This is a genomic window from Actinoplanes sp. L3-i22, assembly GCF_019704555.1.
Classification (GTDB): Bacteria; Actinomycetota; Actinomycetes; order Mycobacteriales; family Micromonosporaceae; genus Actinoplanes.
The window spans coordinates 4,495,963-4,508,375 of record NZ_AP024745.1; the positions used below are offsets into that span (position 1 = coordinate 4,495,963).

Genomic DNA, 12,413 nt, shown 5'->3' on the forward strand with positions numbered 1-12,413 from the left:
ACAGATTGGTAGGTTCCGCCCGGCGTTCTGATACGTCAAGAGGTGATTTCTCTGATTTCTCTAGATCAATTCCAAAAACCCAGTTCGAGGCATTGCTGAGTGATACCTGACAGCGTGAGCATCGGTAGCCACAAGTGACAGCCGACTACGGGAGGGTCTGATGCTTGCCGTCACCGCCGTTGCGGGAGCCGTGATCGGATTGATCGGTGGGCTCCTGGTCGGACGGAATCGGGGCCGTTGGTGTACGCATTGCGGCCGCTCGCTCGACTGCTACGCCTGCCAGAGCCTGAGCATTGGGCCCCGGTCTTGAGTCTGCGGTTGGGGGCGGCCGCCGCCAACGAACTGTTGGCCGCGTTGGCCACCCTTCATCGGGGCGGTCCCGGAGGGTTGCGGGCCTGTCGGCCGCTGTTCGCTGATCTGTTGGGCTGGCCCGCCGGCGCGGTCGGCACCTGTGTCGCGCTTGAGCGGCAGTTTCCCGGCTGGCTGGTCTGGCATTGCCCGGCTTCGATGGCCTGGCCGGACAGTTGGGCTGCGGTTCGCGAGACCGGCGGCCAGGTGCCGGTCAGCGCGATCACGCCGGCCGAACTGCGGGACGCGATCCTGACCGAAGCGGCGGAAAGCCGTTGAACTCCCGCAGGCACCCGCGAGGGGGCGCATGGATGGCCGGCGACGAAGCTCGGCCGGTGGGGAACGCGTCGCTGCAGCCGCGGCTGATGGGTAGCCGTGAGATCGCCGAGCGGCTCGGCCTGTGCCGTCAGCGTGTTCAACAGTTGGCCGAGCGGGCCGACTTCCCGGCGCCCTATCAGGAGCTGCGGATGGGCCGGATCTGGTGGCAGAGCGAGGTCGAGACGTGGATCAGGGGCTGGCGCTCGGGTGTGGTGCTGAGCGTGCCCGGTGATGACGGCGCCGTTCGTGATCTGGCCGAGCGGCTGGCCGACCATCTCGCCGATCGTGGTTGTGCCTTCATCGAGAGCGACCAGATCGATTCGCTGGCGAAGGGTCTGCGGCTGGTGCTCGACGCGGTCGGCGTCACGTGGGTTCCGGGCGTGCCCTGGGACCGTTGAACCACTGGGGAGTGGGGCCGGCGCTATCTCGCGCCGGCCCGTCAGGACGAGCTGACGCACAGCTCAGCCGGCGACGCATGAGGTCGCCGCGCCGGCCCGGCGACGCGCGCGGAAGTCGCCGAGCCGGCCGGGCTCGCTAGGCCGTGGGCGTGGAAAGCACCGCGACCGGGTCGACCAGGCCCGTCTCCAGCCGGAGCACGTGGCCCGACACCGACGCGACGAGGTCGCTGGACAGCACCGGGTTGGCGAGCAGCTTGGCCACGTCCTCGCGCACGGTCTGCGCCGGGTCGGTCACCGCCTTCGCCGCCAAGACGGCGTCGTCGAGGCCGGCTCGATCGGCGAAGGACCGGCGGAACGCGGGGTCGGCCAGCAGCCCGGTTCCGCACTGTGTGTGGTGAATGACGACGACGTCGAGTCGTACGCCCAGCCTCATCCCGAGGAACGCGATGTCGTCCATCACCCGCTCGTCGACCCGGCCACCCGCATTGCGCAGCACCCCGGCGTCCCCGGTGCGCAGGCCGAGGAATCCCGCCGGTTCCACCCGAGGGTCTACACAGGTCAGGATCAGGGGCATCCGCTCGGGCATCGTCGCGGGCTCCGGCATGGCCAGGTACCTCAGATCGACGGTTGCCGCGAAGTCCCGGTTGCGCTCCAGCAGCTGACTGAACTCGGTCATCTCTACTCCTTGTGGGTGTCGGCGAATGCGGTGATCGCCCGGGCGAGCTCGTCGGGCGCTTCCAGCGGCAGCAGATGGCCGGTGTCCGCGATGACGGTGAACTCGGCGCGAGCCAGGTAGGGCAGCAGGTTCGTGCGGAGCACCCCGGCCGGCTCGACCGCGTCGTGCTCGCCGGCGATGACCAGCACGGGCACGTCGATGGCGCGGGCGGCGGCGGTGATGTCCTCGGCGATGCCGCGACGTGGCCACTCGGCGCGCGCCTCGGCCCCGGCGCTCAGGGAGTCGGCGACGATCTGCGCCTTGACTTCGTCGGTCAGGACGGTCGCGGTCAGCACGTGGTCACGGACGCCGGCGATGGACTCCGCCGAGTCGTACGCGTGCGACAGCTGCCGTTGATAGTCGGGTGTGACGACGGCCGCGGGCTTGGCGGGGCCGGATCCCACCAGGACCAGGCCGGTCAGGCCGTCCGGATGCGCGGCGGCGGCCAGCTGGGCCACCTTGCCGCCCATCGAGTGACCGACCAGCACGAATCGGGTCAGGCCGGCCTCGGCCACGACCCGGCCGACGTCGCGGGCCATCTGATCGAGCGAGTACGGGCCGGGCAGGTCGCGCGAGCGGCCCCAGCCACGCGCGTCGATGGTCAGGGTGGCCCGGCCGTCGAGGCGATCGATCACCGGCGTCCAGGTACCCGACGAACCGCCCCAGTAGTGCAGGAACACGAGCGTCGGCCCGGCGCCGGGCCGGTGGTGATAATGAGGCGTGCGGTTGTCTTCGGGCATGCCTCAACTTCACCACCGACCTGGCCCGACGGCATTGCTCGGCCGCGACAGGTCATGGTGAAAAATGGACACGTGACGACCATCCGGCAAGTGACCTATCGGCCCCGGAGCGCTGCGGACGTGGCCGTCGAAGTGCTGTCGTTCAGCACCCTGCGCGCCCGCTACGACGGGCGGCCCCAGCGGGCGGATTTTCACGTGCTGGCCTTCGTCCGGCGCGGGCAGGGCGAGGTGTCGATGGACTTCGCGTCGTACGCCCTCGGCCCGCGCTCGGTGGCGTGGATCCGGCCCGGCGTGGTGCACCGGTGGACCGACATCGAGCGTCTCGCCGGTGAACTGGTGCTGTTCGTGCCCACCGCGCCGGTCACCCCCACCAGCCAGGCGCTGGTCGCCGATCTGGGCGCCGCCGGGTGCTGGCCGGTCGAGGCGCCGGCCTGGCGGCACCTGATGGCGGCGCTGGGGCACCTGCGGCTCGAGTCGGGGCAGGCGGCCGTGCGCGAGTTGCCGGCGCTGCTGCTGTCGGCGTTGGTGCTGCGTCTCGATCCGCCGGCGGCCGGGCCACAGGCCGTCGACGAGACGTTTCGCCGCTTCCGCGCCGCTGTCGAGCAGGACTTCCGGAGCCGTCACGACGTCGGGCACTACGCCCGGACGCTGGGCTGGTCGGCCCGTACGCTCTCGCGCAGTTGCCGTGCGGCAACCGGCCGCACCGCCAAGGAGTTCGTCGCCGAACGACTCGTGCTCGAGGCGAAGCGGCTTCTGGTCCACGATGGGCTCAGCCCGGCCCGCTGCGGCGAACGGCTCGGATTCCCCGACCCCTCCAACTTCTCGGCGTTCTTCCTGCACGGCACCGGCCACCGCCCGGGCGCCTGGCAGACCGCCAACCGCTGACTCGGCAAACGCTCTGCGGATCCGGATCCGGCAGCTCGTGTTGGCCGACATTCGGGGACCTGAACAGGACGAACACCAGGTGTTGGGTGAGCGGGCTACGGTCGGGCCCATCACTTCTGTGATCGCGTAACGCACCACCCTCGCGGGCTTCGCCGCCCACGACCACGGCAGTCCTGCCCACCACCTGTCGAACCAGGTCGGTCGGCTCACGCCGTACGTCGGCAAGGGCGAACCGCAACCACCCCCGGCCTTGCCGGATGGCGCCTGCCGTGCGCACCGAATTCCCCTGTTCCTGATCCTGGAGGATCGCCATGCCCTGGACCACCCTTGTCTGCCTGCCGGCAGACGTCGCTCCGCGCGAGTTCGCCGCCGCGGCCGCCGCTCGCCTGGCCGCCGTCCAGCTCACCCCGACCAGCCTGATCCGGCACTTCCCGGCCGGCACCCGCTGGCGTCGCGGCACACTGCTGCTGCCGTATCAGGGCACCGCCGCCGGTGGCCCGATCGCCCGCCTCGACCTGAACACGATGCGCACCGCCGCGCACCGGCTGCACTGGTACCGCTGGCAGGTGTGGCATCAGGTCGTCACCGGTACGCCCAGTGCCCGCCCGTTCTGGATGTTCGTGGACCGGCACCGGGCCGCGCCCCGCCGCTACGAGCTGGCCAGGGCGCAGGCCGACTATCTGGCTCAGCCGCGGATCAACGCGATGCGGGTGTTCAACGCGTTGCCGCACCGTCCGGTCGATCTGCCGACCGGTCACCTGGAGGGTCTGCAGCTGGGCCGCGACGCCTACACCCACCTCGGCTGGCTGTCGGCGGTGCCGGGGCAGCTGCTGCTCTGCCCGGACGGCAGCACCCTGCTGGCCCAGCACAGCGACCGGCTCGACGTCCGGTTGTCGTATCTGGAGCAGGCCAACCGGTGCCTGAGCACGCTGGGGCGCCGGGACGTGCTGGTGGCCGCGGCGACCGAACCGGGAATCCGGTCGTGACCCGGTCCGCCCGGCGCGCGGTGGTCGCGGTCGTGGCCGCGGATCTGGTGTTGGCCGCCGGTGTCGGGTTCGCCGACCGGGTGTTGGGCGCGGGTGGGCCGGTGTTGGCCGCCTTGCTGCCGGCGCACGCCGCCTTGGTGGGTGCGCTGCTGGCGCAGGCCCGCGGCCGGCTGGCCGACGCCCGCCGCGACCCGGTCACCGGGGTGTGCGTGCGGCGCGTCGCCGAGGAGCACCTCGACCGGGCGACCGGCGAGGTGACGCTCGCGCTGATCGACGGCGACGACCTGCACGGGGTCAACGCGCGCTTCGGGCACGCCGGCGGTGACGCGCTGCTGGCCGCCCTGGCCGAGCGGCTGATGCGGGCGGCCGTGCCCGGCGATGTGGTGGCCCGGCTCGGCGGCGACGAGTTCGTGCTGATCAGCCGGCGTCCGGTCGACACCGTGCGCGAGGCGCTGGCCGTCGCGCTGAGCACGCCGATGGCGCTGTTCGGCACGGTGCTCGACGTCCGGTTCAGCGCCGGGATCGCCCGGGTGCCCGGCGGCCACCATCTGCGGGCTTTCGCCCTGGCAGACCAGCTGATGTACGCCGCGAAGGCTCGAGGCGGCGGCATCAGCTCCTGATCCACCCGTTCGAGGTCTCCTCCTGAGCTACCGCGCCGACGCGGACACCGGGAGTGGAGACCCCGGTGCGTCCTGCGCGCAGGAGAGGACCCCCATCCCTGGAGGACCACCATGCAGGCCTGTGACCACTGCGATCGACCCACGGCACAGACCACCCGGATCAGCAGCCGATCGCTGATCTGCGACGACTGCCGCAACACCTTCTTCGTCACCTGCGAGCACTGCCAGGACTGGCGACACCACGAGGACCGCTGCCCCAACGGCTGCGACGAGCGCGCCGAATCCGACTTCGACGACCTGGTCCACGACTACTTCTATCAGCCGATGCCGATCTTCCACGGCAACGGGCCGCTGTATCTGGGCCCGGAGATCGAGGTCGAGGTCGGCGACGGCGACCCGTACCGGTGCGCCGAGATCGCCCTGGACAGCCTCGGCGAGCTCGGCTATCTGAAACGCGACGGCTCGCTCAACGACGGGTTCGAGATCGTCACCCACCCGATGTCGTACGCGTGGGCGATCGAGCACTTCCCGTGGGACATGTTCGCCCGGCTGCGCGAGCACGGCTGCTTCGCCGGGGCTTCCACCGGCATCCACGTGCACCTGTCCAGGGCCGGGTTCTCCTCGACCGGGCATTCGTACCGCTGGATGAAGTTCATCTACCGCAACGAGCCGCAGGTGCTGCAGGTCGCACGGCGCCGATCGTTTCAGTGGGCGGCGTTTCGCGACGAGGATCGCCGCGCGGTCAAGGCGTACGTCAAAGGCGACTGCTACGGCGATCGCTACCGGGCGATCAACACCAACAACCCGATGACGTACGAGATAAGGGTCTTCGCCGGATCCCTGGACCCGGACACCGTGCGGGCCGCGTTCGCGTTCTCGGTCGCCACGGTCGAGTACACCCGTGAGCTGACCGTCGCGCAGATCGCCGCCGGCGGCTGGGAATGGCGCGCGTTCACCGGCTGGCTGCACGACCGGCCGCAGTACGCCCCGCTGGTACGACAGCTGCAGGCGCTGGCATGTGCCTGCTGAGCTTCCTGCCCGCCGGCGTCCAGCCGAACCTGCCGGCGCTGCGCAACGGCAGCCTGATCAACGACGACGGGCACGGCTTCGCGATCGTCGTGGCCGGCCGGCTGCTGGTACGGCACAGCATGAACGCCGACCAGCTGATCGACGAGTTCGCCGCGGCCCGGCACGCGTTCCCCGACGGCGACGCGCTGTTCCACTCCCGGCTGGCCACCGGCGGAACCAGCGATCTGGCCAACTGCCATCCGTACGCGGTGGGCGGCGACCAGCGCACGGTGCTGGCCCACAACGGGATCCTGCCGGTGCGGTTGCCGCGGCACGAAGCGCGCTCCGACACCCGGGTCGCCGCCGAGGACCTGATCCCGCGGATGGGCTCGCTGCGCTCGCGGCTGGTCCGGCTGCGGCTCGAACGGTGGATGGGCGCCGACAACAAGATCGTCATCCTGACCGTGGACCGCCGGTTCCGCCACACCTCCTACCTGCTCAACGAGCGGGCGGGGGAGTGGGCCGACGGGGTCTGGTACTCCAACAGCGGCTACCTGCCCTGGCCCGATCCCGAGCCCGGGTGGTGCGGCTACGACCTGGCCGGCACGTGTGGTGATTGCGGTCAACTCGATGGCTACTGCCTCTGCCGCCATCCGATGAGCCGCTTCTGAATCGCTTCTGAATCGCTTCTGCTCCACCCCTCGCCGGGGGAACTCGCGCACCCTCCCGGCGGATCAGCTGGGCGGCTGCCGCGTTCCCCCGCTTTCCTCAGGGAGAACCCGACATGGAACTTCGCATCACCAAACCGCAGGACGCGGCCGCGATCATCCCGTACCTGCTGGGCTACCAGCCGGCCGACAGCCTCGCCTTCGTCGCCGTCGAGAACCACCTGGTCGCCTGCACCGGATGCCAGCCGCTGCCCGAGGGCCCCGACTACCGGCCGCTCGCCCACCACCTGGCACAGGTGCTGCAGCTCAACAACCTGACCAGCGTGCTGCTGGTCGGCTACGGCCCGCGCGCCACCATGGTGGACGCCCTCGAACAGAGCATCGAAGTCTTCACCGAGGCGGGCGTGACCGTCCTGGACGCGATGCGCGTCGGCGAAGGCCAGGTCTGGCACATCGGCTGCGGCGAGCCGGACTGCGAGCGTCACGGCGAGCCGTTCGACCCGCTGAGCTCGGTCGCCGCCGCCACGGCCACGTTCGCCGGCCTGCAGGTCGCCCCGGACCGTGAAGCCCTCGCCGCCCGCCTGGCGCCGGTCACCGGCGCCGAACGGCACGCGATGCGCACCGCACTGGCCGCCGCCCGCAAGGCGTTCAAGCGGCCGATGCCGGCCCGGACCGCCGCCAAGATGATCAAAAGGCTGACCGCGCACGCCGTCGTGCTCGCCGACCACGACACCCGGTTGCCGCACGACCAGGCCGCGCACCTGTTGCTCCTGCTGAGCGTCCCGGACGTGATCGAGAGCGTGCTGGGCCTGGTGCACGGCACCGACCAGCAGGTGCGGGTGTGGACCGACCTGACCCGCCGGGCCGGGGCCGGTCGGCTCGCCTGCACCCCGGCGATGCTGCTCGCGGTGGCCGCGCTGCTGACCGGCGACGGGGTCACCGCCACGCTCGCGGCCGAGCGCGCCTGCCAGGCCGACCCGGACGACGAGCTCGCCGAGCTGCTGCACCGGGCCATCCAGAACGGGCTCAGCCCGCAGGCGCTGCACCGGACCCTGCACGGCTGAACGCCGCAGTCTCCCGGCCCTCTTTCTCTCGAAGGAAATCCTGATGGGATACACGCACTACTGGAGCCTGCTGGTCAACGACCCGGGCTACCGGACCCTCTGGCCGCAGATCGTCACCGACACCGCCCGCATCCTCGACGCGGTCCGCCGCGCCGGCATCGGCATCGCCGGACCGTACGGCTGGGGCCTGCCGATCCTCGACCCGGGCTGCGACATCAGCTTCAACGGCGCCGCCGGGCCCGGACTCGCCGCCGACACGTTCGCCCTGGCCCGGCCCGGCCTCGACGACGAGCGACCGGTGTGGGCGGTCAACTTCTGCAAGACCAAACGCCTTCCGTACGACGTGGCCGTCACCGCCACCCTGCTGCGCTGCCACCTGCTGGCCCCGCACGCACTGACCCTGAGCAGCGACGGCACCTGGAACCGGCAGTGGAAGTACGGCCGGAAACTTCCCGGCACCCGCCGCCGCGGCCCCAGCCCACGAGCCCTGATCACCGACCTGTTCGGCCCGATCCCGGCAACGGACCCGCTCACCGCGCTGCCCTCGCACACCTGGCGGCGGTGACCATGGACATCCCGGTTCACCTGCGGCACCGGCCGACCAGCAACGGCCTGGTCGTCCCGATCGCCACGCCACGCACTCCCGAGGGCCGCTTCCGGTTCGGACTGCTCGCCGACGAGCACCAGCGCGCCCTGCTGGTCGAGCACCGCTGCCAGATCTGCGGAAGCCCGCTCGGCAACCGGCTGATCCTGTTCGCCCGCCCGGCCGACCTACGGCTCGCCTGCACCAGCGAGCCCGCGCTGTGCCCGCCGTGCGCGGCCTACAGCACCCGGGCCTGCCCGATGCTCGCCGGCAGGATGGCCCGCTACCGCGACCGCCCCAGCGACGACCTGCGGCAACGACCCGCCGACGACTGGTTCGCGGTCTGGCTCGCCGACTACCGGGTGGTGGTGCACCCGGCCCGGCCGCAGGTGCTCGCCGCCTCCTGGCTCGACCACGAACCACTGACCATCCGCCCGATTCCGCCTCGATAGCCGACCGGGCTGGGTCGACGCCGGACGCCGGCCCAGCCCGTCCATTCCGAAAGGACTCTTCGCCCGATGTCTGTTCACGAGGACTACATCGTGCTCGGCTGGCTCTTCGAGCCGGGCACTGCCGCGATCACCCAACTGGTCGCCGAGCACGACGCCGACCAGGCCGTCAGCATCCTGGCCGAGCACCCGCTCGACCCGGCGCTGCTGCGCCGCGAACTGCGTCTGCTGCCCACCGGCCGGCTCTGGGATCAGGCGCGCCGGATCGCCGCCGACCCCGGCCGGGCCGTCACCCCGGTCAGCGCCGACTGGCCCGACGACCTCGGACCTGACCAGCCGCTGTGCCTGTGGGCCCGGGGACCGGGCCGGATACCACAGCCCGGCGGCTCGATCACCGTCAGCGGATCGCGCGCCTGCACCGCGTACGGCAGCCAGGTCGCCGCTGAGCTGGGACACGACCTGGCCGATCGCGGCCGCGAGGTCGTCGCCGACGGCGGCTTCGGGATCGCCTCCGCCGCCCTGCGGGGCGCGCTCACCACCAGCCGGCCGCCGATCGCGGTCATCCCCGCCGGCCTCGACCGCCTTTATCCGGCCGGCCAGAGTGACCTGCTCACGACCGTCGCCGCCGAGGGGCTGCTGCTCAGCGCGTATCCGGCGGGAGCTACCTGCACCCGCAGCCGATCCACCTACAACCGCAGGCTGCTGGCCGCCCTGACCGGAGCCACGGTCCTGGTCGAGGCCGTCAGGTTCAGCAGCGTGCTCGAAACGGCCCGAAACGCCCTGCACCTGGGCCGGCCCACATTCATCGTCCCCGGCCCGATCACGTCCGACCACTCGCGCGGCTGCCTCGCCCTACTGCGCGACGACCTGCGCACCCGCCCGATCGGCAGCGCCGCCGACATCCTCACCGACCTACAAGCGGATTGAAAACCCGCGGGCGGCCATCTCTGATGGCCGCCCGCTCTTTTTGCATGGAGGAAAACACAATTTGGGTACGGCGATGAGCGCGCGAGCCCTCACCATCGTCGCCATCCGCATCGGCCACGGTCATGGGCCTGTGCCGTCTCCCTCCCGCGAGGGAGTCGGCTCCCGCCCGGGAGGGAGGTGCCACGCCGTCAGGACCGGAATGGTCGGGGTCAATCGACGATTCTTCGGAGGTCCGTCATGACCTGGAAAACCTGGCCCGCGTACGCCTCGGTGGCCTGGCTGGTGGCGTTCGTCGGCTGGCACGCCCCGCTGCTGTTCGGCTGGGAACCGTTCCCGGCGACCGACGAGGTGAACCGGGCCGTCTTCGTCGCCTACGACTCCGCGCTGATCGCCATCGCGGCGATCGGGGCGGTGGTGGTCCTGGCCACGGTGCGCCCGTGGGGACGCCGCTTCCCGTTCCTGCTCCTGTTCGCTCCGCTGGCCTTCGGCAGTTTCCTGCTGTTGCTGCGCGGCGTGCCCGGCTTCGTGGAGTTCCTCGCCCAGGTCACCGGCCTGGCCCCGGCGGGCCTGGCGGGTCTGCTCGACAAGTCGGTCGCGGCGCCGACCGGCGCGCGGCTGTGGGCCTCCTATGCCATCAACGTCTACTTCTTCCTCGGCGCGGTGCTGCTGACCCCGGCCACGGTCCACTTCTGGCGAGGTGCCCGGCCGGGCGCGCCCAGCGGTGGGCCGGGCGACCCGCATCGCGTCGAGGCCCGGCCGGCGATCCGGTAGCCGGATCGCCCTGGTCGTCACTCGGGGGATCTCGGTCAGCTTCTCCGCCACGTCCTGAAGACGATGTCCTTGACGTGGTCCGGCTCGGCGCGGCGAATCTCATCGATGCCGAACGTGCATGCGCGTCGATGGCCGCCCGCGATGAATACGCCGCGGCCGCGGCAGCCGTCCTGCGAGGCGAACTCGCCACCGTCACCGGCGACTTGCGTCGACTTATCGGTGGTCCGAGCACCCCACTCACGACGGTCATCCGTGAAGCGCTCGAGGCGATCGGCGCCGAGGAGCACGCCGCTGCGTGCCGTCGCCATGGCTCGTGAGCGTGCGGACCTGGGTTCGTCAGGGGGACTGGAACAGTGCCGAACCTGCCTGGCGCTCCCGACAGCGGGGACCGCGGCTATCGTGTCGGCGGTGCTCCGGTGCCATCGGGTTCGCGAGTCCAGGGGAGGCGATCGATGACGAGTCCCGGCCCATTACCCGGCGCGGGCCGGGGCCCGGCGGGCGGTCTGTACGCCTGGCTGCTGGACGGCTCCCTGGACACCACCGGCGCGCGGGAGCTGCTCCCGGAGGACTTCACCGTGCTCGACGTCGCCACCGCGGTCATCCGGGTCGCGGTGCGCACCGGTGACGGCGGCAGTGCCGGACCGGACGGCGTACTCACCGTGCTGCGTGGCGTGCGCGACGCCGACCGGGCGGAGCGGGCTGCCCGGGCCCTGGCGAACGACTGGCACCTGGAGGATTACCGGTTCGCCGGGTGGGACCACCTTCCGTGGTCGCGTTCCCGGACCGCCCGCTACCGGCTCACCCAGGTCCGGCACGTCGTCCCGCGGCCGCAGGGACGCCGCTGGGCGCTGATCGCCGGGCCGGTGGTCCCGGACCTGCCGGGGGCGAGCGTGCGGACCCGGGTCCTGCGCGCACGGTGGACCGGGGAGAACGAGGAGATCCAGAAGGCCGGCGCCGTGTTCGACCGGCTCGTCGACCGGTTCGCCGGGCGGGCCCTGGACCCGGTTCTCGACGACCATCGGGCCGTGGTCGCAGGCGCTCGGCACCAGGCTCAAGATTTGGCGCAACTGGGCCGGGACCTGTCCCTGCCCGCTGTCGGGGCCCGCCAGGACGATCTCGTGGAGATCTTCGAGCGGCTCGGCGAGTGCCGCCGGATCGTGGTCACCGCGATCAGGCAGGTTTCTCAGCTATATCTGCAGATGGTCGGAGATCCCGGGCCGGCCGCGCTGGAGGCCGCCGAGCGGTTGCATCAGGTCGGTTCCGCGCTCGCCGAACTCACCGTCCCGCCGCCGGCCGGGACCTGATTTCCGCGCCTGCGCCAGGGGCAACGGCAAGGCCCGTGGTCCGGCCGGGTGCATGGCGATGTCCGATTCCCGCCAGCATCCGTGGCCGCCGGGCGGCACCGTTGAATCCGAACACATGCTGTGGAGGAGACGACATGACCGTCGGCACGACGATCCCCAGCCCGCTCGGAGAGCTGCTCCTGGTGGGTGCGCAGACCGACACCGGGTTCACCCTGACCTCGCTGTCCATGGGCGACCGGAGGGCCGGGCCGGCCGTCCGGGCCGCGGCGCCGTTCACGGACGTCGTCCGGCAGCTGGAGGCGTACTTCGCCGGTGAGCTCGAGCGTTTCGACATCGCGTTCACCGTCGGCGGGACCGAATTCCAGCAGCGCGTCTGGGCGGCGCTGGAGGACATCCCGTACGGCACGACGACCACGTACGGCGCTCTCGCGGCTCGACTCGGACTGCCCCGCGAGCGGGTTCAGGCCCTGGGCGCGGCGATCGGCGCCAACCCGCTGCTGCTGGTGCGCCCGTGTCACCGGGTGATCGGCGCGGACGGCACGATGCGCGGCTACGCCGGGGGTGTCGAGCGCAAGGTGCAGCTGCTCACCCACGAGGGAGCTCTGCAGCCCGCCCTGCTGTGACCGTTC

17 protein-coding genes are annotated in these 12,413 nt (G+C 71.5%); 14 read left to right on the forward strand and 3 right to left on the reverse strand.

Going from position 1 to position 12,413, the window contains the following annotated elements:
- Positions 1-306: 306 nt before the first annotated feature.
- The gene (locus tag L3i22_RS19915) at positions 307-627 is read left to right on the forward strand and encodes a hypothetical protein (RefSeq protein WP_221328459.1); all 321 of its coding nucleotides are present in this window, start codon (positions 307-309) and stop codon (positions 625-627) included.
- Between the two features lie 32 nt (positions 628-659).
- On the forward strand, positions 660-1,064 hold the full coding sequence (locus L3i22_RS53580; RefSeq protein ID WP_255658416.1) for an AlpA family transcriptional regulator: 405 nt from the start codon (positions 660-662) through the stop codon (positions 1,062-1,064).
- Between the two features lie 136 nt (positions 1,065-1,200).
- Here L3i22_RS53580 and L3i22_RS19925 read toward each other — a convergent pair whose 3' ends face one another.
- Both L3i22_RS19925 and L3i22_RS19930 read right to left on the reverse strand, forming a co-directional pair.
- Complete coding sequence (locus tag L3i22_RS19925; RefSeq protein WP_221328460.1) at positions 1,201-1,740, reverse strand: carbonic anhydrase; 540 nt, start codon at positions 1,738-1,740, stop codon at positions 1,201-1,203.
- A 2-nt stretch (positions 1,741-1,742) separates the two neighbouring features.
- Positions 1,743-2,519: an alpha/beta fold hydrolase gene (locus L3i22_RS19930; protein ID WP_221328461.1), complete on the reverse strand. Its 777-nt coding sequence runs from the start codon at positions 2,517-2,519 to the stop codon at positions 1,743-1,745.
- A 72-nt stretch (positions 2,520-2,591) separates the two neighbouring features.
- Between L3i22_RS19930 and L3i22_RS19935 the strand changes: the two genes are divergently transcribed.
- The 10 genes from L3i22_RS19935 (at position 2,592) to L3i22_RS19980 (ending at position 10,480) form a co-directional block, all read left to right on the forward strand.
- Positions 2,592-3,404: an AraC family transcriptional regulator gene (locus L3i22_RS19935; RefSeq protein WP_221328462.1), complete on the forward strand. Its 813-nt coding sequence runs from the start codon at positions 2,592-2,594 to the stop codon at positions 3,402-3,404.
- Positions 3,405-3,715: 311 nt separating this feature from the next.
- On the forward strand, positions 3,716-4,390 hold the full coding sequence (locus L3i22_RS19940) for a hypothetical protein (protein WP_221328463.1): 675 nt from the start codon (positions 3,716-3,718) through the stop codon (positions 4,388-4,390).
- A complete protein-coding gene (locus L3i22_RS19945; protein ID WP_221328464.1) occupies positions 4,387-5,010 on the forward strand; it encodes a GGDEF domain-containing protein in 624 nt (207 codons plus the stop codon). Before L3i22_RS19940 ends, L3i22_RS19945 begins: the two co-directional genes overlap by 4 nt.
- A 111-nt stretch (positions 5,011-5,121) precedes the next feature.
- Positions 5,122-6,039: an amidoligase family protein gene (locus L3i22_RS19950; protein ID WP_221328465.1), complete on the forward strand. Its 918-nt coding sequence runs from the start codon at positions 5,122-5,124 to the stop codon at positions 6,037-6,039.
- Positions 6,027-6,689, forward strand: a complete 663-nt coding sequence (locus L3i22_RS19955) for a hypothetical protein (protein WP_221328466.1) — start codon at positions 6,027-6,029, stop codon at positions 6,687-6,689. Before L3i22_RS19950 ends, L3i22_RS19955 begins: the two co-directional genes overlap by 13 nt.
- 113 nt (positions 6,690-6,802) lie before the next feature.
- On the forward strand, positions 6,803-7,750 hold the full coding sequence (locus L3i22_RS19960; RefSeq protein ID WP_221328467.1) for a DUF4192 domain-containing protein: 948 nt from the start codon (positions 6,803-6,805) through the stop codon (positions 7,748-7,750).
- A gap of 43 nt (positions 7,751-7,793) precedes the next feature.
- A complete protein-coding gene (locus tag L3i22_RS19965) occupies positions 7,794-8,315 on the forward strand; it encodes a hypothetical protein (protein WP_221328468.1) in 522 nt (173 codons plus the stop codon).
- A gap of 2 nt (positions 8,316-8,317) precedes the next feature.
- Entirely contained in the window at positions 8,318-8,785 is a 468-nt protein-coding gene (locus L3i22_RS19970; RefSeq protein WP_221328469.1) for a hypothetical protein, read from the forward strand.
- Positions 8,786-8,851: 66 nt separating this feature from the next.
- Entirely contained in the window at positions 8,852-9,709 is an 858-nt protein-coding gene (locus tag L3i22_RS19975; RefSeq protein WP_221328470.1) for a DNA-processing protein DprA, read from the forward strand.
- A 237-nt stretch (positions 9,710-9,946) separates the two neighbouring features.
- Positions 9,947-10,480, forward strand: coding sequence for a hypothetical protein (locus L3i22_RS19980; protein WP_221328471.1), 534 nt, complete (start codon positions 9,947-9,949; stop codon positions 10,478-10,480).
- 35 nt (positions 10,481-10,515) lie between these two features.
- Here L3i22_RS19980 and L3i22_RS19985 read toward each other — a convergent pair whose 3' ends face one another.
- Entirely contained in the window at positions 10,516-10,788 is a 273-nt protein-coding gene (locus tag L3i22_RS19985; RefSeq protein ID WP_221328472.1) for a hypothetical protein, read from the reverse strand.
- 144 nt (positions 10,789-10,932) lie between these two features.
- Here L3i22_RS19985 and L3i22_RS19990 point away from each other — a divergent pair, with 144 nt between their 5' ends.
- Complete coding sequence (locus tag L3i22_RS19990) at positions 10,933-11,784, forward strand: hypothetical protein (protein WP_221328473.1); 852 nt, start codon at positions 10,933-10,935, stop codon at positions 11,782-11,784.
- A gap of 134 nt (positions 11,785-11,918) precedes the next feature.
- A complete protein-coding gene (locus L3i22_RS19995) occupies positions 11,919-12,407 on the forward strand; it encodes a methylated-DNA--[protein]-cysteine S-methyltransferase (protein ID WP_221328474.1) in 489 nt (162 codons plus the stop codon).
- Positions 12,408-12,413 lie beyond the last annotated feature (6 nt).

What these genes read in the sequence shown, in the direction of transcription:
- L3i22_RS19970 (WP_221328469.1), top strand. Translation starts at nt 8,318, where the DNA reads ATGGACATCCCGGTTCACCTGCGGCACCGGCCGACCAGCAACGGCCTG.
- L3i22_RS19965 (WP_221328468.1), top strand. Translation starts at nt 7,794, where the DNA reads ATGGGATACACGCACTACTGGAGCCTGCTGGTCAACGACCCGGGCTAC.
- L3i22_RS19975 (WP_221328470.1), top strand. Translation starts at nt 8,852, where the DNA reads ATGTCTGTTCACGAGGACTACATCGTGCTCGGCTGGCTCTTCGAGCCG.
- L3i22_RS19960 (WP_221328467.1), top strand. Translation starts at nt 6,803, where the DNA reads ATGGAACTTCGCATCACCAAACCGCAGGACGCGGCCGCGATCATCCCG.
- L3i22_RS19955 (WP_221328466.1), top strand. Translation starts at nt 6,027, where the DNA reads ATGTGCCTGCTGAGCTTCCTGCCCGCCGGCGTCCAGCCGAACCTGCCG.
- L3i22_RS19950 (WP_221328465.1), top strand. Translation starts at nt 5,122, where the DNA reads ATGCAGGCCTGTGACCACTGCGATCGACCCACGGCACAGACCACCCGG.
- L3i22_RS19990 (WP_221328473.1), top strand. Translation starts at nt 10,933, where the DNA reads ATGACGAGTCCCGGCCCATTACCCGGCGCGGGCCGGGGCCCGGCGGGC.
- L3i22_RS53580 (WP_255658416.1), top strand. Translation starts at nt 660, where the DNA reads ATGGCCGGCGACGAAGCTCGGCCGGTGGGGAACGCGTCGCTGCAGCCG.
- L3i22_RS19995 (WP_221328474.1), top strand. Translation starts at nt 11,919, where the DNA reads ATGACCGTCGGCACGACGATCCCCAGCCCGCTCGGAGAGCTGCTCCTG.
- L3i22_RS19940 (WP_221328463.1), top strand. Translation starts at nt 3,716, where the DNA reads ATGCCCTGGACCACCCTTGTCTGCCTGCCGGCAGACGTCGCTCCGCGC.
- L3i22_RS19925 (WP_221328460.1), bottom strand. Translation starts at nt 1,740, where the DNA reads ATGACCGAGTTCAGTCAGCTGCTGGAGCGCAACCGGGACTTCGCGGCA.
- L3i22_RS19985 (WP_221328472.1), bottom strand. Translation starts at nt 10,788, where the DNA reads ATGGCGACGGCACGCAGCGGCGTGCTCCTCGGCGCCGATCGCCTCGAG.
- L3i22_RS19980 (WP_221328471.1), top strand. Translation starts at nt 9,947, where the DNA reads ATGACCTGGAAAACCTGGCCCGCGTACGCCTCGGTGGCCTGGCTGGTG.
- L3i22_RS19930 (WP_221328461.1), bottom strand. Translation starts at nt 2,519, where the DNA reads ATGCCCGAAGACAACCGCACGCCTCATTATCACCACCGGCCCGGCGCC.